At 60.8% G+C, this 20,702-nt stretch carries 12 protein-coding genes and 1 other annotated feature; of the genes, 7 read left to right on the top strand and 5 right to left on the bottom strand.

Annotated features, from left to right (window positions below; genetic code table 11):
• Positions 1–153: 153 nt before the first annotated feature.
• The 5 genes from rpoC to H8S02_RS00305 all read right to left on the bottom strand — a co-directional run bounded on the left by rpoC (position 154) and on the right by H8S02_RS00305 (position 10,779).
• Positions 154–3,687, bottom strand: a complete 3,534-nt coding sequence (gene rpoC / locus H8S02_RS00325; RefSeq protein WP_186968734.1) for a DNA-directed RNA polymerase subunit beta' — start codon at positions 3,685–3,687, stop codon at positions 154–156.
• Positions 3,688–3,741: 54 nt separating this feature from the next.
• Positions 3,742–7,470, bottom strand: a complete 3,729-nt coding sequence (rpoB, locus tag H8S02_RS00320) for a DNA-directed RNA polymerase subunit beta (RefSeq protein WP_186968733.1) — start codon at positions 7,468–7,470, stop codon at positions 3,742–3,744.
• Between the two features lie 921 nt (positions 7,471–8,391).
• The gene (locus H8S02_RS00315) at positions 8,392–9,114 is read right to left on the bottom strand and encodes an amino acid ABC transporter ATP-binding protein (protein ID WP_186968732.1); all 723 of its coding nucleotides are present in this window, start codon (positions 9,112–9,114) and stop codon (positions 8,392–8,394) included.
• Positions 9,101–9,883 carry an amino acid ABC transporter permease gene (locus tag H8S02_RS00310; protein ID WP_330601911.1) on the bottom strand — a complete coding sequence of 261 codons (783 nt, stop codon included), beginning with the start codon at positions 9,881–9,883 and terminating at the stop codon, positions 9,101–9,103. The genes H8S02_RS00315 and H8S02_RS00310 overlap by 14 nt, the downstream gene beginning before the upstream one ends.
• A gap of 89 nt (positions 9,884–9,972) precedes the next feature.
• Positions 9,973–10,779: a basic amino acid ABC transporter substrate-binding protein gene (locus H8S02_RS00305; protein WP_186968731.1), complete on the bottom strand. Its 807-nt coding sequence runs from the start codon at positions 10,777–10,779 to the stop codon at positions 9,973–9,975.
• Between the two features lie 882 nt (positions 10,780–11,661).
• Here H8S02_RS00305 and H8S02_RS00300 point away from each other — a divergent pair.
• The 7 genes from H8S02_RS00300 to aroA all read left to right on the top strand — a co-directional run bounded on the left by H8S02_RS00300 (position 11,662) and on the right by aroA (position 20,702).
• Positions 11,662–12,513: a sulfide/dihydroorotate dehydrogenase-like FAD/NAD-binding protein gene (locus H8S02_RS00300; RefSeq protein ID WP_186968730.1), complete on the top strand. Its 852-nt coding sequence runs from the start codon at positions 11,662–11,664 to the stop codon at positions 12,511–12,513.
• Between the two features lie 2 nt (positions 12,514–12,515).
• Positions 12,516–13,910 (top strand): NADPH-dependent glutamate synthase, encoded by a 1,395-nt coding sequence (gene gltA / locus H8S02_RS00295; RefSeq protein WP_186968729.1) that lies wholly within the window; start codon positions 12,516–12,518, stop codon positions 13,908–13,910.
• Positions 13,911–14,668: 758 nt separating this feature from the next.
• Positions 14,669–14,922: a binding site (T-box leader), on the top strand.
• A gap of 86 nt (positions 14,923–15,008) precedes the next feature.
• The gene (gene aroF, locus H8S02_RS00290) at positions 15,009–16,025 is read left to right on the top strand and encodes a 3-deoxy-7-phosphoheptulonate synthase (RefSeq protein WP_186968728.1); all 1,017 of its coding nucleotides are present in this window, start codon (positions 15,009–15,011) and stop codon (positions 16,023–16,025) included.
• A 74-nt stretch (positions 16,026–16,099) separates the two neighbouring features.
• Positions 16,100–17,143: a 3-dehydroquinate synthase gene (aroB, locus tag H8S02_RS00285; RefSeq protein WP_186968727.1), complete on the top strand. Its 1,044-nt coding sequence runs from the start codon at positions 16,100–16,102 to the stop codon at positions 17,141–17,143.
• A gap of 12 nt (positions 17,144–17,155) precedes the next feature.
• On the top strand, positions 17,156–18,247 hold the full coding sequence (aroC, locus tag H8S02_RS00280) for a chorismate synthase (RefSeq protein WP_186968726.1): 1,092 nt from the start codon (positions 17,156–17,158) through the stop codon (positions 18,245–18,247).
• Positions 18,240–19,364 carry a prephenate dehydratase gene (gene pheA / locus H8S02_RS00275; RefSeq protein ID WP_186968725.1) on the top strand — a complete coding sequence of 375 codons (1,125 nt, stop codon included), beginning with the start codon at positions 18,240–18,242 and terminating at the stop codon, positions 19,362–19,364. Before aroC ends, pheA begins: the two co-directional genes overlap by 8 nt.
• A 66-nt stretch (positions 19,365–19,430) precedes the next feature.
• The gene (aroA, locus tag H8S02_RS00270; protein ID WP_186968724.1) at positions 19,431–20,702 is read left to right on the top strand and encodes a 3-phosphoshikimate 1-carboxyvinyltransferase; all 1,272 of its coding nucleotides are present in this window, start codon (positions 19,431–19,433) and stop codon (positions 20,700–20,702) included.

Raw genomic sequence — 20,702 nt, 5'->3', positions numbered from 1 at the left:
GTTTTTGACCGGAAAACAGGTGAAATTAGACAAACGAGACGCGCACCTTACATTGTTCCCATTCTTTTCCCTTTTATACAATTAAATCTCTGCCACGCAAAAGGAGCACCCCTTTCGGAGTGCTCCTTGTAAAAGCGTTTCGCTCTTTACCTATTAGTCAAGGTTAACGTTCTGCTCGTAGTGACCGTTGCAGTAATCGGAAACGCCCGAGCCTGCCGGGATCAGCTTGCCGATAATAACGTTCTCCTTCAGGCCCATCATCGGGTCGATCTTGCCCTTGATCGCCGCATCGGTCAGCACGCGGGTGGTCTCCTGGAAGGAAGCCGCGGACAGCCACGAATCGGTTGCAAGGGATGCCTTGGTGATACCCATGAGAGTCGGCTCTGCAACTGCCAGACGCAGACCCTCTTCGCCGGCGTCGATACGCGCCTGTACGGCGTTGTTGTAGTCCTCGAACTCGAGCCAGTCCATAACCGAGCCCGGCAGAACCTCTGCATCGCCTGCGTCCTCGACGCGGACCTTGCGCATCATCTGGCGAACGATAACCTCGATATGCTTATCGTTGATATCTACGCCCTGCTGACGGTAAACCTTCTGAACTTCCTTGATCTCGTAGTCGTGAACGGCGCGGGGATCAAGAATGCGGAGGATGTCATGCGGATTGAGCGAGCCCTCGTTGAGCTGGAAGCCCTTCGGGATCTCCTGGCCGTCGGTTACGCGGATGCCGGAAGAGGAAGCGAGCTGGTAGGAACGCATATCGCCGGTCTTCGGATCGACAACGTTGACGGTCTTGACGGTGGTGCGCTTGGACTCCTCGATGGAGACCATGCCGCCGATCTCTGCGAGGGTAGCGGCCTTCTTCGGGCGGCGTGCCTCGAACAGCTCCTCGACTCGCGGAAGACCCTGCGTAATATCCGAACCTGCGACGCCGCCGGTATGGAAGGTACGCATGGTAAGCTGGGTGCCCGGCTCGCCGATGGACTGCGCTGCGATAATGCCGACAGCCTCGCCCTTGCCGACCGGAGTGCCCATTGCCAGGTTGATGCCGTAGCAGTGGCTGCAAACGCCCTTGCGTGCGCGGCACTCGAGTACGGAGCGGATCTGCACGCGGGTGATGCCTGCCTCGATGACCTTGTCGGCATCGTGCTCGTTCATCATCTTGCTCTTCGGAATGATGACTACGCCGGTCTCCGGGTCGCAGATGTCGTCGACCGGATAACGGCCGAGCAGACGCTCACGCAGCGGCTCGATGATCTGGTTGCCTTCCTTGATGTCCTCGACCCAGATGCCCTTGGTCGCGCCGCAGTCGTCCTCGCGGATGATGACATCCTGCGAAACGTCTACCAGACGGCGGGTCAGGTAACCGGAGTCTGCGGTACGAAGCGCGGTATCGGCCATGCCCTTTCGAGCGCCGCGGGCCGCGATGAAGTATTCGAGGGCGGTCAGGCCTTCACGGAAGTTGGACTTGATCGGGATCTCGATGGTCTTACCGGAGGCGGATGCCATCAGGCCTCGCATACCTGCCAGCTGACGGATCTGGTTGATCGAGCCTCGCGCACCGGAGTCCGCCATCATGTGGATCGGGTTGTAGCGCTGTGCCTTCATGTTGTCCTGCAGCTTTGCGGTAACCTTCTTGGTGGTCTCCTCCCACTCAGCTACGGTCAGACGGTAGCGCTCCTGATCGGTGATAAAGCCGCGCTTGTACTTGCGGTCGATCTGAGCGACCTTCTTCTCGGAGACATGGATCATCTCGTCCTTGCCCTCCGGCACGAGCATATCTGCAACGGCTACGGTCAGAGCGCCCTTGGTGGAGTACTTGTAGCCCATTGCCTTGATCGAGTCAAGCACCTCGGCGGTGATGTGGAAGCCGTGAACGCGGATGCACTTGTCGATGATCTTGCCGAGCTCCTTCTTGCCGCAGGTGAACATGATCTCGAGATCGAACTTCTTAGACGGGTCCGAGCGGTCTACGAAGCCGAGGTCCTGCGGAATGCGCTCGTTGAAGATCAGGCGGCCCGGAGTAGCGTCTACGATCGCAGACTCCATCTTGCCGTTGATCTCCTTGGTCAGACGGACCTTGATCGGCGCGTGGATGCCGACAACGCCCTCGTTGTAAGCCATCAGAGCCTCGTCGACGTTGCGGAATACCTTGCCGGCGCCCGGCTCGGTGTCGCGGTCGATGGTCAGATAGTAGGAGCCGAGGACCATATCCTGCGACGGGATGGTAACCGGCTTGCCGTCCTGCGGCTTGAGCAGGTTGTTCGCGGACAGCATCAGCAGACGGGCCTCAGCCTGTGCCTCAGCGGACAGCGGAACGTGAACTGCCATCTGGTCGCCGTCGAAGTCGGCGTTGAACGCGGTACATACCAGCGGATGCAGACGGATGGCGCGGCCCTCGACGAGGACCGGCTCGAACGCCTGAATGCCCAGACGGTGCAGCGTCGGCGCACGGTTCAGCATGACCGGGTGCCCCTTGATGATGTCCTCGAGCACGTCCCATACCTCGGGCTTTGCGCGCTCGACCATCTTCTTGGCGGACTTGATGTTGGATGCGGTGCCGTCCTCGACCAGCTTCTTCATGACGAAGGGCTTGAACAGCTCGAGAGCCATTTCCTTCGGCAGACCGCACTGGTAGATCTTGAGGTCCGGACCGACGACGATAACCGAACGGCCGGAGTAGTCGACGCGCTTGCCGAGCAGGTTCTGACGGAAGCGGCCCTGCTTGCCCTTGAGCATGTCGGACAGGCTCTTGAGTGCGCGGTTGTTCGGACCGGTGACCGGGCGGCCGCGGCGGCCGTTGTCGATCAGAGCGTCAACAGCCTCCTGCAGCATGCGCTTCTCGTTGCGGACGATGATGTCCGGCGCGCCCAGCTCGAGCAGTCGCTTGAGACGGTTGTTGCGGTTGATGACGCGGCGGTACAGATCGTTCAGGTCGGAGGTCGCGAAGCGGCCGCCGTCCAGCTGTACCATCGGTCGGATCTCCGGCGGGATGACCGGGACAACGTCCATGATCATCCATTCCGGACGGTTATGAGACAGGCGGAACGACTCGACGACCTCGAGGCGCTTGATGATGCGCAGGCGCTTCTGGCCGGAGGCCTCGCGCAGCTCTGCGGTCAGCTCCTTGGACAGCTCATCGAGATCCAGCTCCGCGAGCAGCTCCTTGATGGACTCCGCACCCATGCCGGCGCGGAAATCGTCCTCGTACTTTTCGCGCATGTCGCGGTACTCAGCCTCGGTGAGGATCTGCTTCTTCATGAGCGGCGTATCGCCCGGATCGATAACGATATAGTTGGCGAAGTACAGGACCTTCTCGAGGATGCGCGGGCTGATGTCGAGGATCAGACCCATGCGGGACGGAATGCCCTTGAAGTACCAGATGTGCGATACCGGCGCTGCCAGCTCGATGTGGCCCATGCGCTCGCGGCGGACCTTGGCCTTGGTGACCTCAACGCCGCACTTGTCGCAGATCTTGCCCTTGAAGCGGACCTTCTTGTACTTGCCGCAGTGGCACTCCCAGTCCTTGGTAGGGCCAAAGATACGCTCGCAGAACAGGCCGTCGCGTTCCGGCTTGAGCGTGCGGTAGTTGATGGTTTCGGGCTTTTTAACTTCACCGTAGGACCATTCGCGGATCAGGTCAGGGGACGCCAGACCGATCTTGATGGCGTTAAACGTATGATATCCCATATATTATTAAGATGCTCCTTCCCTATTCACAGATGATTTTCGGTCTTATGCGGCTTATTCGCCCAGATCGTCGAAATCATCTCCGGCATCGTCTCCGTCTTCGGCGGGGTTATCCAGTGCAAAGAGATCGGTGTCGCCGTCCTCGGCGTCGTTGATGCCGAAGCCGGCTGCGGTGAACTCATCGTCCGCGCCCGAAACAGCCTGCTCCATCGGACGAACGTATTCGGTCTCGTCCTCGTCGTCCTCGCTCAGCTCGATGACCTCCATGTTCTCGTCGAGAACCTGAATGTCCAGACACAGCGCCTGCAGCTCCTTGGTGAGTACCTTGAAGGACTCCGGAACGCCCGGCTGCGGTACGTTGTGACCCTTAACGATCGCCTCGTAGGTCTTGACACGGCCGGTGATATCGTCCGACTTTACGGTCAGGATCTCCTGCAGGGTGTAGGCTGCGCCGTATGCCTCGAGGGCCCAGACTTCCATCTCGCCGAAGCGCTGGCCGCCGAACTGCGCCTTGCCGCCCAGAGGCTGCTGGGTAACGAGCGAGTACGGGCCGGTGGAACGGGCATGGATCTTATCGTCGACCAGATGATGCAGCTTGAGGTAGTACATGTAGCCGACGGTTACGCGGTTGTCGAACTTGTCGCCGGTGCGGCCGTCATAGACGACGCTCTTGCCGTCCTCGTCAACGCCGGCAGCGACCAGGGTCTCCTTGATGTCCTCGAGCGTTGCGCCGTCGAATACCGGCGTCTCGACCTTCCAGCCGAGCTTCTTCGCCGCGAAGCCGAGGTGTACCTCGAGCACCTGACCGATGTTCATTCGGGACGGTACGCCCAGCGGGTTCAGAACGATGTCGAGCGGACGACCGTCCTCGAGGAACGGCATGTCCTCCTGCGGCAGGATGCGCGAAACGACACCCTTGTTGCCGTGGCGGCCCGCCATCTTATCGCCGACAGAGATCTTGCGCTTCTGAGCGATGTAGACGCGAACGACCATGTTGACGCCGGGAGACAGCTCGTCGCCGTTCTCGCGGGTAAATACCTTGACGTCTACGACGATGCCTGCCTCGCCGTGCGGCGCACGCAGGGAGGTGTCGCGGACCTCGCGCGCCTTCTCGCCGAAGATCGCGCGGAGCAGACGCTCCTCAGCGGTCAGCTCGGTCTCACCCTTCGGGGTGACCTTGCCGACCAGGATATCGCCGGCGTGCACCTCGGCGCCGACGCGGATGATGCCGCGCTCGTCAAGGTTGCGCAGCGCATCCTCACCGACGTTCGGGATGTCGCGGGTGATCTCCTCGGGTCCGAGCTTGGTATCACGGGACTCGGACTCGTACTCCTCGATATGGATCGAGGTATATACGTCATCGCGGACCAGACGCTCGTTGAGCAGAACTGCGTCCTCGTAGTTGTAGCCTTCCCAGGTCATGAAGCCGATGAGCGCGTTCTTGCCGAGCGCGATCTCGCCCTGATCGGTAGACGGACCGTCCGCCAGTACGTCGCCCTTCTTCACGCGCTCGCCCAGATCGACGATCGGACGCATGTTGATACAGGTGGACTGGTTGGAACGGAGGAACTTGGTCAGGTGGTAGCTCTTGTCGGTGCCGTTGTCGTAGTGGACATTGACCTCGCGTGCGGTGACGCGGGTAACGACGCCGTCGCCCTCTGCCAGCGGGATGGTGCCGGAGTCGACTGCCGCCTTGTACTCCATGCCGGTAGCAACGATCGGAGCCTCGGTCTTGAGCAGCGGGACCGCCTGACGCTGCATGTTCGCGCCCATCAGTGCGCGGTTTGCGTCGTCGTGGTCGAGGAACGGGATGAACGCGGTAGCGACCGAGATCATCATGCGCGGAGAAACGTCCATCAGGTCGACGTCCTTGCGGTCTACCTCGACGAATTCCTCGCGCAGACGGCAGGTAACGCGGTCGTTGACGAGGTCGTTGTTCTCGTCCATCGGCTCGGTCGCCTGGCAGACGATGAACTCGTCCTCGACGTCTGCGGTCATGTAGCGGACCTCGTCGGTAACGTGGCAGCGGATCTCGCCGGTCGCCTCGTCCTTGATGTGCTCGATGACGCGGTACGGCGCCTCGATGAAGCCGAAGTCGTTGATGCGCGCGTAGGTCGCGAGGTAAGAGATCAGGCCGATGTTAGGACCTTCAGGGGTCTCGATCGGGCACAGACGGCCGTAGTGAGAGTAGTGTACGTCTCGAACCTCGAAGGATGCACGGTCACGGGACAGACCGCCGGGGCCGAGGGCCGACATGCGGCGCTTGTGCGTCAGCTCTGCCAGCGGGTTGTTCTGGTCCATAAACTGCGAGAGCGGAGAGGAACCGAAGAATTCCTTGATCGCGGCAGTTACCGGACGGATATTGATCAGGCTCTGCGGCGTTACCACGTCGAGATCCTGGATGGTCATGCGCTCGCGGATGACGCGCTCCATGCGGGAGAAGCCGATGCGGACCTGGTTCTGGAGCAGCTCGCCTACGCAGCGCAGACGGCGGTTGCCCAGATGGTCGATGTCGTCTACCGTGCCGATGCCGTGGCTCAGGTTAAGCAGGTAGCAGATGGAGGCGAGCATATCGTCGACGATGATGGTCTTCGGGATGAGGTCATAGTGACGGGCCTTGAACGCCTTCTTGAGCTCCTCGCCCTGTACGCCGGAGTCGATGATCTCCTTGAGGACGGTGAAGCGGACCTTCTCCTTGATGCCGAGCTCTTCAGCGGTCATGCCGAGGTAGTCCTTGAAGTCGTCAACGAATACCATGCCGTTGCCGAATACCTTGACCGGGTTGCCGTCGGCGGACTCAACGATAACGTTGTTGATGCCGCGGGCGGAGATCTCGGTCGCCTTCTCGCGGGTCAGCATGGTGTCAGCCTCAGCGACGACCTCGCCGGTCATCGGGTCGGTGACGGTCTCGAGCAGCTTGTGGCCGGTGATGCGGCGCGCGATGTCGAGCTTCTTGTTGTACTTGTAGCGGCCGACTGCGGAAATGTCGTAGCGGCGCATATCGAAGAACATCATGTCCATGAGGGAGGTCGCCGACTCGACAGAGGGCGGCTCGCCCGGACGCATCTTCTTGTAGATCTCGATGAGGGCCTCGTCCGCGCTGTGCGCCGGGTCCTTGTCGAGGGTCGCGAGAAGGAGCGGATCCTCGCCGAACAGCTCCTTGATCTCCGCGTCGGTCTTTACGCCGATGGCACGGATGAAGGAGGTGATCGGAATCTTGCGGTTCTTGTCGATGCGGACATAGAAAATGTCGTTTGCATCGGTCTCGTACTCGAGCCATGCGCCGCGGTACGGGATAACGGTGGTGGAGAGCAGGACCTTATCGGTCTTGTCGAGCTCCTTGCCGTAGTATACGCCGGGAGAACGGACCAGCTGAGATACGATTGCGCGCTCTGCGCCGTTGATGATGAAGGTCGCGGAGTCGGTCATCTTCGGGAAGTCGCCCATGAAGATCTCCTGCTCCTTGATCTCGCCCGTCTCCTTGTTGCGCAGACGCATACGGACCTTGAGCGGCGTTGCATATGTTGCATCGCGTGCCTTGCACTCTTCGATACTGTACTTCGGCTCTTCATCCATCGTGTAGTCGAGGAAGGAAAGCTCCAGATTACCGGTGTAGTCCGTAATGGAAGCGGCGTCGGCAAAAACCTCACGCAGTCCCTCTGCGAGGAACCACTCGTAGGACTTCTTCTGCACCTCGATCAGATTCGGCATCTCCAGAATCTCTTCGATGCGTGCAAAGCTCTTTCGTGTGGTCTTGCCGTGCTGTACGTCTTTCACCTTCATGTGCTTTGATCACTCCGTTTCTTTCGGCATAGTTGGTGTTGATACGCCCGGCGGCGTTGTAAAAACTTCATTCGTTTGTCTTGCTTTTTTCAGCAGACAGTGCTAACATATCTTTAGGCATGCGAAGTGCCCTTCGATTTTTAGCAGCAAATTATTATATCATGTTTTGCGGTGCTTCGTCAAGTAATTATTGCACAAAAAGGCAGAGGTTTTACCCTCTGCCTTTGTTTTTTGCTCTAAAAAGAGCAGAAAGCCCTTTCTCTTTTTACCGTCAGCAGACGGCAGACCTTCCGCCGATCCAGCGGCTCGCCGCTGGAGGCGGCTTTACGCTCGATGTGAGCGTGCACATTGGCCGCCTTCGGCGGCCCGGGAGAGCCGGTGTTCACCGGCGGGAACAAAAGGGGACAGGACACCAAACATGGTTTCCTGTCCCCTCTTGACTCCCCTTACCTTCCTTTGCGCTGACACATCGGAGATGTGCAGCGAAACGGGAGTTACGGGGGCTCGGTTCCGTGCGTCGGGCAGATTTCAGGACGCTGTTATGCCCTGAATTTCCCTTGCGTAGTTCGCCGCGCATAACAGTGCGCGGCCAGACGGTGCAGGGCGGCGGCGGAACGCTGCGAAAAGCTCCGCTTCGATCAAGCGTTGACCCTTGGAGCACCAGACGTCCCTGTGGGCCCCTCGCTTTTAGACGCGCGACCGAAGGGAGTCGCGTCCAAAGGAAGGTTTGGGGGAGTCAAGAGGGGGCAAGGGAACCATACGGTGCCCTTGCCCCCTTTTGTCTCCGCCGCCAGACGGCGGCAATGCCCGGCTTGCCCATCGGCAGCCATTCCCACCTCCAGCGGCGAGCCGCTGTATCGGCGGAAGGTCTGCCCTCTGCTTCGGGTGAAGCAGAAAAAGCTTCGCCTGCGGCGGCAGTTTTTAGAGGACCTTCGACAGAAAGTCCTTAAGTCTCGCGTTCTGCGGATTTGCAAAGAACTGATGCGGCTCGTTCTGCTCAACGATATTGCCGCCGTCCATAAACAGCACCCGCGTCGCAACCTCGCGCGCAAAGCCCATCTCATGTGTGACAACGACCATGGTCATGCCGTCGTCGGCAAGCTCCTTCATGATCTCCAGTACCTCGCCGACCATTTCCGGGTCGAGTGCCGAGGTCGGCTCGTCAAACAGCATGACATCCGGGTTCATCGCGAGCGCGCGCGCAATGGCGATTCGCTGCTGCTGACCGCCGGAAAGCTGCGCCGGATAGCTGTCCGCCTTGTCAGGCAGACCGACGCGCGCAAGCAGCTCGAGCGCACGCTTGTCCGCCTCCTCGTCGCTCATGATCTTGAGCTTGACCGGAGCGAGCTTGATGTTTTCCTTGACCGTCAGATGCGGGAACAGGTTGAACTGCTGGAACACCATGCCCATGCGGCGGCGCACCAGATTGATGTCGGTCTGCTTCGAGGTGATGTTCTGGCCCTCAAAGATGATCTCGCCGCTCGTTGGCTCCTCGAGCAGGTTCAGACAGCGCAGGAAAGTAGACTTGCCCGAGCCGGACGGACCGATGACAACGACCTTTTCGCCCTTCTCGATATGCTCGTTGACGCCCTTGAGAACCTCATGGTCGCCATACGCCTTGTGCAGATTTTTAACGTCGATCACTTTCGCGCAGCCTCCTCTCGAAAATACCAAGCAGCTTGGTCATGATGATTACACCGAGCAGGTAGATCACCGCAAGACTGATGTACGGCACATACGGCTGATAGGTGGTGGAAACGATGTTCTGCGCCTGCTTGGTCACGTCGCGCAGCGCGATGACCGACACGAGCGAGGTGTCCTTGAACAGGGTGATCATCTCGTTGCCGAGCGCCGGAAGGATGTTCTTGATCGCCTGCGGAATGATGATGAGCCACATGGTCTGGCCGTAGTTCAGGCCGAGCGAGCGGCCGGCCTCCATCTGGCCTGCGCCGACCGACATCAGACCGCCTCGCACGATCTCCGCGACGTAAGCGCCCGAGTTGATGCCGAGGGTGACGATGCCGCAGACCATGCGCGCCGTGTCGTCCTTCGGGACCATGATGACGAAGCCCATGATCAGCAGCTGAACCATCATAGGCGTGCCGCGGATGATGGTCAGATACAGCTTGCAGACGGCGTTGAGAATATTCAGGATGATGCTGCCCTTGCCCGCGCGGCGGGAGTCGTGGGCGGTGCGGATGACCGCGATCACCATACCGATGATAACGCCGAGGATGAGCGCGCCGATCGTGACCGCAAAGGTGATCTTCAGGCCGTTGGCGAACCACTTCCATCGGTCGGCGGCGATAAAGGTCTGATAGAGCTGATACATCAGCGTGCGCAGTCCGCTCGGCAGATCATAGATCCACGCCGGAACCGTCTGAAGCCACTGATCCATAGTAAGACCGTTCACAGTTTGTCCTCCTTTTTCTTTCTTATCTTTTTATGATTGCAGAAAGAGGGGCGGCAAAAACCGTCCCTCTTCCCTTTTAATCCTATCGCTTACTGTGCGTCAGCGTTGATGTACTTGTCAACGATAGACTGCAGAGTGCCGTCCTCGCCCAGCTCCTTCAGCGCGCCGTTTACCTTGTCGAGCAGCTCGGTGTTGCCCTTCTTGATAGCGATCGCGTAATCCTCATCTGCGTAAGCAGTGTCAAGGATCTTGAGGCCGCTGTTTGCAGCGACATAGTTCTTAGCCGGCTCCTGGTCGATAACGACGCAGTCGATCTGGCCGTTCACCAGAGCAGCGACAGCGAGCGGACCGTTGTTGAACTGCTTAACGTGCTCCTGGCCGTAGTCGCCGGTGCAGTAGGTATCACCGGTGGTGCCGGTCTGAACGCCGATGTTCTTGCCCTCGAGGTCGTCCGGGGACTGGATGTCAGAGCCTTCCGGAACGATGATGACCTGTACGCCCTTTGCGTAGGAGTCAGAGAAATCAACGCTCTCCTGACGCTCCGGGGTAACGGTCATGCCGGCGAGTGCAACGTCGATGGTGTCGCTCTGGAGAGCCGGGATCAGGGAGTCAAACTCCATGTCGGTGATCTCGACCTTCATGCCGAGCTTGTCAGCGATAGCAGCCGCGATGTCAGCGTCGATGCCCTGAACGCTGCCGTCGTCGCCTACAAACTCGTACGGCGGGAAGGTCGCGTTGGTGCCCATGCGCAGGGTGCCGCCGTCGGTGGCAGCAGCAGCGGTATTGTCCTTTGCTGCGCTGTCGTCAGCAGTAGTGTTCGATGCAGCGGAACCGCAGCCGGTCAGCATAGCGCCTGCCAGTGCCATGGTCAGCATTGCAGCAGTAAACTTCTTCATTGGTTTTTCCTCCTAATATTTACGGCCCGCGCTATTTCCGTGCGGCCGTTCTTTCAGACAAGATTTATTATACAGCCGTATGATTAATAATGCAACCTAAATTTCAGCGAAAAAAGGCTCCTCCGAGGTGGTTTTTTTGTCAGATAAAGCGAGAAACGCCATTGCCGCCAGAATGGCTGCCGTCTTTTTTCACTTTTCCTCTCAGCAGAGGGTATGCCTTTCCGCCGTTCCGGCGGCCTGCCGCCGCAGGCGAGAGAGGCCCTCCCGGGACGGGGGATGTTCGCCATGACATGGCGTGTGCATTGCCGCCGCCCGGCGGCGGGGGCAAAAGGGGCAGGGACACCAAGGTTTCCCCGCCCCTCTTGACTCCCCAACCTTTCCTTAGGACGCGACTCCCTTCGGTCGCGCGTCTAAAAGCGAGGGGCCCACAGGGGCGTTTGGTGCTCCAAGATACACCGCTTGATCGAAGCAGAGCTTTTCGCAGCGGAAAGCAAACGCCCTGCACTGTCTGGCCGCGCACTGTTATGCGCGGCGGTTGACGCAAGGAAAATTCAGGGCAGCTCAGCCAAATATAAGCTGAAAAACGCACGGAACCGAGCTCCCGTTTCTCCCGTTTCGCCGCGCGACCAAAGGGAGTCGCGGCGCAAAGGAGGGTTTGGGGGAGTCAAGAGGGGGCAAGGGAACCATATGGTGCCCTTGCCCCCTTTTGCCCCGGCCGGTGGTCACCGGCATCTCCGCCGCCAGACGGCGGCATATCAGCAGGTGCGCCAACCGAGAGGTTGGTTTTTCCTCGAAAAATGTTGCATTTTCCCTTGCGCTGTGCACACAACATACAGTATAATAGAATAGTTCGATGCGACAATCGAAGGAGGTTCTTTAAGAGTGTATCAGATTTTGAAAAAGCAAACGCTGAACGTGAACACCAAGCTGATGGTCATCCACGCGCCGCACGTTGCGCGCAAGGCCGAGCCGGGTCAGTTCATCATCCTGCGTGTCAGCGCAGAGGGCGAGCGAATTCCGCTCACCATCGCGGATTTTGACCGCGAAAACGGCACGATCACCATCATCTTCCAGGAGGTCGGCGCGACCACGCAGGCGCTCGGCGCGCTGAACGAGGGCGACTGCCTGCACGACTTCGTCGGCCCTCTCGGCAAGGAGAGCGAGTTCGACGGCTTCAAAAAGGTTGCTGTCGTCGGCGGCGGTCTGGGCTGCGCGATCGCGTATCCGCAGGCTAAGAAGCTGCATGAAATGGGCGTCGAGGTCGACCTCATCGCCGGTTTCCGCTCCAAGGACATCATCATCCTCGAGGACGAGATGAAGAACGCCTGCACCAATCTGCACATCGTCACCGACGACGGCTCGAACGGCCGCAAGGCGCTGGTCACGCAGGTGCTCAAGGAGCTGATCGATGCGGGCAACCAGTACGATGCCGTCATCGCCATCGGCCCGATGATCATGATGAAGTTCGTCTGCGAGACCACCCGTCCCTACGGCATCAAGACCATCGTTTCCATGAACACCATCATGGTCGACGGCACCGGCATGTGCGGCGGCTGCCGTCTGACCGTCGGCGGCGAGACCAAGTTCGCGTGCGTTGACGGCCCGGATTTCGACGGCCACCTCGTCGATTTCGACAGTGCAATGCGCCGCGGCGCCATGTACAAGGCACAGGAAAAGGCTGCTGTCGCGCGCCGCGAGGAGCACTGCAACCTGTACAAGATGGAGGTCAAGTAATCATGCCGAATATGAATCCGAAAAAGTGCCCGATGCCCGAGCAGGCGCCGGACGTCCGCAATAAAAATTTCGATGAGGTAACGCTCGGCTACACCGCTGAAATGGCGGTCGAGGAGGCGCAGCGCTGCCTGAACTGCAAGAACAAGCCCTGCATGACCGGCTGTCCGGTACAGGTCAAGATTCCGGAGTTCATCGCGCTGGTCGCTGAGGGCAAGTTCCTCGAAGCGGCTGCCAAGATCAAGGAAACCTCCGCGCTGCCCGCTGTCTGCGGCCGTGTCTGCCCGCAGGAGAGCCAGTGCGAGTGCCACTGCGTGCGCGGCATCAAGGGCGAGGCTGTGGCCATCGGCCGCCTGGAGCGCTTTGTAGCCGACTACGCGCGCGAAAACAGCACCGAAAAGCCTGTAAAACCCGCGTCCAACGGCCACAGGGTCGCGATCGTTGGTGCAGGCCCGGCCGGTCTGACCTGCGCCGGCGACCTCGCGCGCATGGGCTACGAGGTAACTGTATTTGAGGCGCTGCACACCGCCGGCGGCGTTCTCATGTACGGCATTCCGGAGTTCCGTCTCCCGAAGGCCATCGTGCAGAAGGAGATCGACACGCTGAAGGACCTCGGCGTTGAATTTGTGCTGAACTTCGTTGTCGGCCGCTCCGAGACCATCGATGAGCTGTTCGGCGACGGTTTTGAAGCGATTTTCGTCGGTTCCGGCGCCGGTCTGCCGACCTTTATCGGCGTGCCGGGCGAGAACGCGAATGGCGTTTACTCGGCGAACGAGTACCTGACCCGCATCAATCTGATGAAGGCGTACAAGGAAAATTCCGACACCCCGATCTACCACGCGAAGAAGGTCGCGGTCGTCGGCGGCGGCAACGTAGCCATGGACGCTGCCCGCTGCGCAAAGCGCATGGGTGCTGACGAGGTTTACATCGTGTACCGCCGTTCCGAGAAGGAGCTTCCGGCTCGTCTCGAGGAGATCCACCACGCGAAGGAAGAGGGCGTTGTGTTCAAGTTCCTGACCGCGCCGCTCGAGGTGCTGTCTGACGAGAACTTCAACGTCACCGGCCTCAAGTGCCAGCAGATGGAGCTGGGCGAGCCGGACGCCTCCGGCCGCCGCCGTCCGATCCCGGTCGAGGGCAGCGAGTTTGTGATCGATCTGGACTGCGTTATCGCGGCGATCGGCACCAGCCCGAACCCGCTGATCCGCCATACCACCCCGGGCCTCGAGACCAACCGCAAGGGCTGCATCGTGGCTGATGACGAGCACGGCATCACCTCCAAGGACGGTGTTTTTGCCGGCGGCGACGCCGTTACCGGCGCGGCTACCGTCATCCTCGCCATGGGCGCAGGCAAGAGAGCCGCTGCCGCGATGGATGAGTACATCAAGAATAAGAACAAGTGATCCTTGTGTCCAAAGGTCCTGCCGCAAGGCAGGGCCTTTTCTTTTTACCCTCAGCAGAGGCCGTATCCCACGGCCGAGGGGGTGCCGGTGCCCACCGGCAAGGGAATTGCCGCCGTCTGGCGGCGGAGACAAAAGGGGGCAAGGGCACCGTATGGTTCCCTTGCCCCCTCTTGACTCCCCCAAACCCTCCTTAGGACGCGACTCCCTTCGGTCGCGCGTCTAAATGCGAGGGCCCACAGTGACGTCTGGTGCTCCAAGGGGCAACGCTTGATCGAAGCGGAGTTTTTCGCAGCGACGGGGTGAACGCCCTGCAGAGAATGGCCGCGCACTGTTATGCGCGGCGGATAACGCAAAGTGAATTCAGGGCATAACAGCGTCCCATAAGCTGCCCGACGCACGGAACCGAGCCCCCCGTAACCCCCGTTTCGCTGCACATCTCCGATGTGTCAGCGCAAAGGAAGGTAAGGGGAGTCAAGAGGGGACAGGAAACCATACGGTGTCCTGTCCCCTTTTGTTCCCGCCGGTGAACACCGGCAATTCCCCCGCCGTGGGCACGGCGTCTCCGCCGCCGAAGGCGGCTATTGTGCACGCTCACCTTGAGCGTAAAGTCGCCTCCAGCGGCGCGCCGCTGTATCGGCGGAAGGTTTACCGTCTGCCGACGGTAAAAAGGCAACGAGCTCCGCTCAGGTTTTTACAAAAAATCATCCACAGGGCATTGACAACCTCTGACGTTCGTATTATAATGTACTCAAATATTGCACAAAGCGATGAAAGAGGAAAGTAATCGTCCCAGGTGCGGCTTACAGGGAGTGTCCGTCATGACTGGAAACGGATGCAGACGCCGGCACGATGAAGTTCCCTCTTGAGCTGCCGCGCTGAAAGAATTCCGAGTAGGCGCAGACGGGTTTCCTCCGTTACAGGGATAGGATATATTCTGTATCTGAAAAGTGCGGCGCAGAACGTGCGCCGAATGTGGGTGGTACCGCGGAACTGTTTGTCTTTCGTCCCTCTTTGTGGATGAAGGGCTTTTTTTATACCCTTTTCCGCCGGACAAACAGCATTCTCACCACCTACTGACACAAAAAGGAGACAGACAAAATGATCATTATCATGAAGCAGGGCACGACCCACGAGCACGTTGACGAGCTTTCCCGCCACATCGAGCGCTGGAACGTAAAGGCGAACCCGATCTACGGCGAGGGCACCATCGTTATCGGTCTGGTCGGTGATACCGGCGCGGTCGACAAGGACGCGCTCATGCTCGACCCGCAGGTCGAGAACATCATCAAGGTTCAGGAGCCGTTCAAGCTCGCAAACCGCAAGTTCCATCCGGACAACTCTGTCGTCGAGATTGCCCCGGGCGTTGCCGTCGGCGGCAAAAAGCTCGTCGTCATGGCAGGCCCGTGCTCGGTCGAGAGCGAGGAACAGATCATCGACGTCGCCAAGCACGTGCAGGCCGACGGCGCGGCCGTTCTCCGCGGCGGCGCATGGAAGCCGCGCTCTTCCCCGTACTCCTTCCAGGGTCTGAAGGCTGAGGGTCTGGAGCTGCTGCACAAGGCGCACGAGGCTACCGGCCTGCCGGTCGTCACCGAGATCACCAACCCGGCTCACATCGACATTTTCATGGACAAGTGCGACTGCTTCCAGGTCGGCGCGCGCAATATGCAGAACTTCGAGCTGCTCAAGGAGCTCGGCCAGACGCGCAAGCCCATCCTGCTCAAGCGCGGCTTCGCCAACACCATGGAGGAGTTCCTCATGAGCGCCGAGTACATCATGGCCGGCGGCAACGAGAACGTCATCCTCTGTGAGCGCGGCATCCGCACCTATGAGAAGTACACCCGCAACACCCTCGATATTTCCGCCGTTCCGGTGCTCAAGCGCATGAGTCATCTTCCGGTCATCGTCGACCCGTCCCACGCAGGCGGCATCTACTGGATGGTCGAGCCGCTGGCCAAGGCTGCTGTCGCAGCAGGCGCGGACGGTCTGATGATCGAGGTGCATAACGACCCGGCGCACGCGCTCTCCGACGGCGCGCAGTCGCTTACCTACGATTCGTTCCATCACACGATGAACGCGCTCCGCGCAGTCGCTGCTGCGGTAGACCGCGAAATCTAACCGGCAAGAAAGGGGCCAGGAAACCATGGGTATCCCGGCCCCCCTCTTAAAAATATTCCTAAGGAGCTGTCACCATGTCTGAACTGCTGACTCTGAAGGGCACGAACGGCGTGTCCGAAATCCATATCGAAAGCGGACTGCTCGCCCGCGCGGCGTCCGTTATCGGCGAGACTTTTTCTCCGAGCCGCATCCACATCGTCTCGGACTCGACCGTCGCGCCGCTCTACCTCGAACAGCTCGAGCAGCAGTTCACGCTGCCCGTGACGCACACCGTCATCCCGGCCGGCGAGGAGCACAAGCGTCTCTCGACCGTCGAGGGCATCTATCACGACCTGCTCGCGAACGGCATGACGCGCAAGGATCTCATCATCGCGCTCGGCGGCGGCGTCGTCGGCGACATCACCGGCTTCGCGGCGGCGACCTTCCTGCGCGGCGTCTCGCTGTGCCAGATCCCGACCACCCTGCTCGCGCAGGTCGACTCCTCGGTCGGCGGCAAGACCGGCGTGGATATGCCCGAGGGCAAAAACCTCGTCGGCGCATTCTATCAGCCCCGTCTCGTGCTCATCGACCCGGCGGTTCTCGCCACCCTGCCCGATCAGACCTTTGCCGACGGCATGGCCGAGGTCGTCAAGTACGGCTACATCTCCAACAGGGAGATCCTCGATATGGTGTCCGCGCCCGACTACAAAAAGAACATCGAGCGCATCATCTGCGAATGCGTCAGGATCAAGCGCGACGTCGTCACCATCGACGAACACGACACCGGTCTGCGCATGATCCTGAATTTCGGCCACACCATCGGCCACGCCGCAGAAAAGCTCGGAAATTATGTCGACCTCACGCACGGTCAGGCCGTCGCGGTCGGCATGGTAGCGGCGATGCGCCTGTCCGCCATGCTCGGCAACGAGGATCTGTCCGAGCGCCTCATCGGCATCCTCGAGCATATCGGTCTGCCGACCGAGCTGAAGTACGGCCGCGAGGACATTTACCGCTCGCTGCTGTCCGACAAGAAAAAATTCGGCGCGACGGTCAACTTCATCCTCGTCCGTGAGCCGGGCCGCGCAGAGATCACCCCGATCGGCGCAGAAAAGCTGCACGAGTACGTTCTGAAACTGTAAGGAGGGCGAAACATGGGTTCCACCTGGGGAAACGCAATCAAAATATCCATTTTCGGCGAGTCGCACGGCGCCGGCATCGGCGTGGTCATCGACGGTTTTCCGTCCGGCGTTATGTATGACGAAGCGTTCGTGCTGCGCGAGATGGAGCGCCGCGCACCGGGCCGCAACAGGCAGTCCACCGCGCGGAAGGAAGCCGACAGGCCGGAGATCCAGTCCGGCATCTATAACGGAAAGACCACCGGCACGCCCATCTGCGCCGTCATCCGCAACACCAACCAGCGCTCGGGCGACTACGCCGAGCTGGCCGCGCAGCCCCGTCCGGGCCATGCGGACTATACGGGCATGCTGCGCTACAAGTCCTGCAACGACCCGCGCGGCGGCGGCCATTTCTCCGGCCGTCTGACTGCCCCGCTCGTGTTCGCCGGCGCACTGTGCAAGCTGTGGCTGCGCGAGCAGGGCGTGACCGTCGGCTCGCACATCCAGTCCATTGCGCAGATCCAGGATATGCCGTTCGACGACGTTGAGGTGACTGGCGCACAGCTCGACGCGCTGCGCGAGCAGGAATACCCGGTCATCAACCCCCGTGCGCTCGACGCCATGCTCGCGGCCATCGAGGACGCGCGCGAGGAGCAGGATTCGGTCGGCGGCGTCATCGAATGCGCGGCCGTCGGCCTGCCGGCAGGCATCGGCAGCCCGATGCTCGACAGCGTGGAGAGCCGTCTGGCCTCCATCCTGTTCGGCGTTCCGGCGGTCAAGGGCGTGGAGTTCGGCGCAGGCTTCGCCTTCGCGGCGCTGCGCGGCTCGCATGCCAACGACCCGTTCTATGAGGAGAACGGCGCGGTAAAGACCGAGACCAACAACAACGGCGGCGTGCTCGGCGGCATCACGAGCGGCATGCCGCTCATCGTCCGCGCCTGCATCAAGCCCACCCCGTCCATCGGCATGGCGCAGGACACGCTCAACCTCCGCACCGGCAAGGTCGAGCCGCTGTCCATCCACGGCCGCCACGACCCCTGCATCGTCACGCGCGCCGCGCCGGTCATCGAGGCCGCGTGCGCGGTCGCTCTGGCGGATCTTCTGAGGGAGGCGAACGGCTATGCGTGAGCTTGCTTCCATCCGCAAGGACATCAACTCGGTCGACTCCGCTATCCGCGAGCTGTTCCTGCTGCGCATGTCGCTCGCCCACGAAGTCGCAGAGACCAAGGCGCAGTCGGACGACAAGATCTACAAGCCCGATCGCGAGGCCGAGATCATTGAACAGCGCTCCGCCGGCATGGAGGAGGAGGTCCGTCTCAAGTACATCGCCCTGCTCCAGAGCATGATCCGCGCGAGCCGCGAGTATCAGTACAGCAAGATCCTGCGTCTGAACCCGGAAAAGTTCCCGTTCCACCCGTCGAGCGAGATGCTGAAGCCGAAAACCGTGTTCTATCAGGGCGTCCCGGGCGCATATCAGGAGCTTGCCGCCCGCGCGCTCTTCCCCGAGTGCGAGCCGGTCAACGTCCCGACCTGGGAGGAGGTCTTCCAGTCGGTGCGCGACGGCAAAGCGGATGTCGGCGTCGTTCCGGTCGAAAATACAACCGCCGGCACGGTCAGCGCGGTCTATGACCTGCTGCTCGACTACGACCTGTCCATCAACCGCTCGTACATCAAAAAGATCTCCCACTGTCTCGCGGCCGTTCCGGGCGCGACCATGGCGGACATCCGGAGCGTCTGCTCGCATCCCCATGCCCTGCCGCAGTGCTCCGCCTTCATTTCCGCGCACGGCTTCACCGCCATCGAGGCCGCGAACACGGCTATCGCTGCGCAGAACGTGCGCGACCAGGGCGACGTGAGCCTTGCGGCCATCTGCTCGCGCGAGGCCGCCGAGCGGTACGGGCTGTCCATCCTCGCCGAGGGCATCAACGACATGAAGCACAACGAGACGCGCTTCATCGCGGTCAGCCGCACGCCCACCTGCCTGCCCGAGGACAACCGCATCGAGATCGCGTTCCATATTCCGAACGCCGCGGGCACGCTGATAACCGTGCTGGACATCATCGCGCATTACGGCATCGACATGACCGAGATCCACTCCCGTCCGCTCAAGGACAGCCCGTGGTGCTATGTATTCTACGTCGACTTCACCGGCAACATCAGCGACCACGCCGTGCGCAGCCTGCTCTATCAGCTCCACGAGGAGCTTCCCTATATCAAGGTTCTCGGCAGCTACAAGGTCGACTGAAGCTGAGGCTGTCTTCCGATATCCGCCGTTTTTCACCCGTTATCCGACAAGAAGGAGTATACTTCCATGCAAATCAATCCCTGCGCGCCGCTGCGCGGTGAGATCACCGTGCCGGGCGATAAATCCATCTCTCACCGCGCCGTCATGCTCGGCGCTCTGGCCAGCGGCACCACCCATATCACAGGCTTTCTGATGGGCGAGGACTGCCTGTCCACCATCGACTGCTTCCGCAAAATGGGCGTTTCCATCGATGTTTCCGACAAGGAGGTCGTCGTAGAGGGCGTCGGCCTGCACGGCCTGACCGCGCCGAAGAGCGAGCTGTACACCGGCAATTCCGGCACGACTACCCGTCTGCTGAGCGGCATTCTCGCCGGTCAGAGCTTCACCTCGACCATGAACGGCGACGCCTCCATCCAGAAGCGCCCGATGGGCCGCGTGATGAAGCCGCTGCGCGAGATGGGCGCGTCCATCGAGGGCAGGGACGACAACTTCTGTCCGCTGACCATGCACCCGAGCGAGCTGCACGGCATCGAGTACCGTCTCCCCGTCGCGTCTGCCCAGCTCAAGAGCGCCATCCTGCTAGCCGGTCTGTATGCCGAGGGTCAGACGACCGTCATCGAGCCGGCGCCCTCCCGCGACCATACCGAGCGCATGTTCCGCGCGCTGGGCGTCGAGATCGAGACGAACGGCAACGTTATCACCCTCGAGCCGCCCGAGGATCTGCACGCAGTCGACATCGCCGTTCCGGCGGATATCTCCTCTGCGGCGTTCTTCCTCGTCGCCGGCGCCATCGTGCCGGGCAGCGAGCTGACCATCCGGAACGTCGGCGTCAATCCGACGCGCACGGGCATTCTGGATGTGCTGCGCAGCATGGGCGCGGACATCACCGAGTCGAACTTCCGCGACGACGCGGAGCCGGTCTGCGACCTGACCGTCCGGCACAGCCGTCTGCACGGCACCGAGATCGGCGGCGCGATCATTCCGCGTCTGATCGACGAGCTGCCGGTCATTGCAGTCGCGGCGGCCTTCGCCGAGGGCGAGACCGTCATCCGCGATGCGCAGGAGCTCAAGGTCAAGGAATCCAACCGCATTGCCGCGATGGTCGCAGAGCTGACCAAGGCAGGCGTTGACGTCGAGGAGACCGACGACGGCATGATCGTCCGCGGCGGCGCAAAGCCGCACGGCGCAGCCTTCGAGACCTACAAGGACCACCGCATCGCGATGAGCCTTGCAGTTCTGGGACTTGCCGCCGAGGGCGCGAGCCGCATCGACGAGCCTGAGGTCGTCGCCATCTCCTACCCCGACTTCTTCGCCACGCTCGAAAAGCTGGGAGGCTGA

The sequence above is a fragment of the Agathobaculum hominis genome (assembly GCF_014288055.1).
Taxonomy (GTDB): domain Bacteria; phylum Bacillota; class Clostridia; order Oscillospirales; family Butyricicoccaceae; genus Agathobaculum; species Agathobaculum hominis.
Note: the sequence above shows the minus strand (reverse complement) of the source record. Positions and strands in the feature narration are given on the sequence as shown.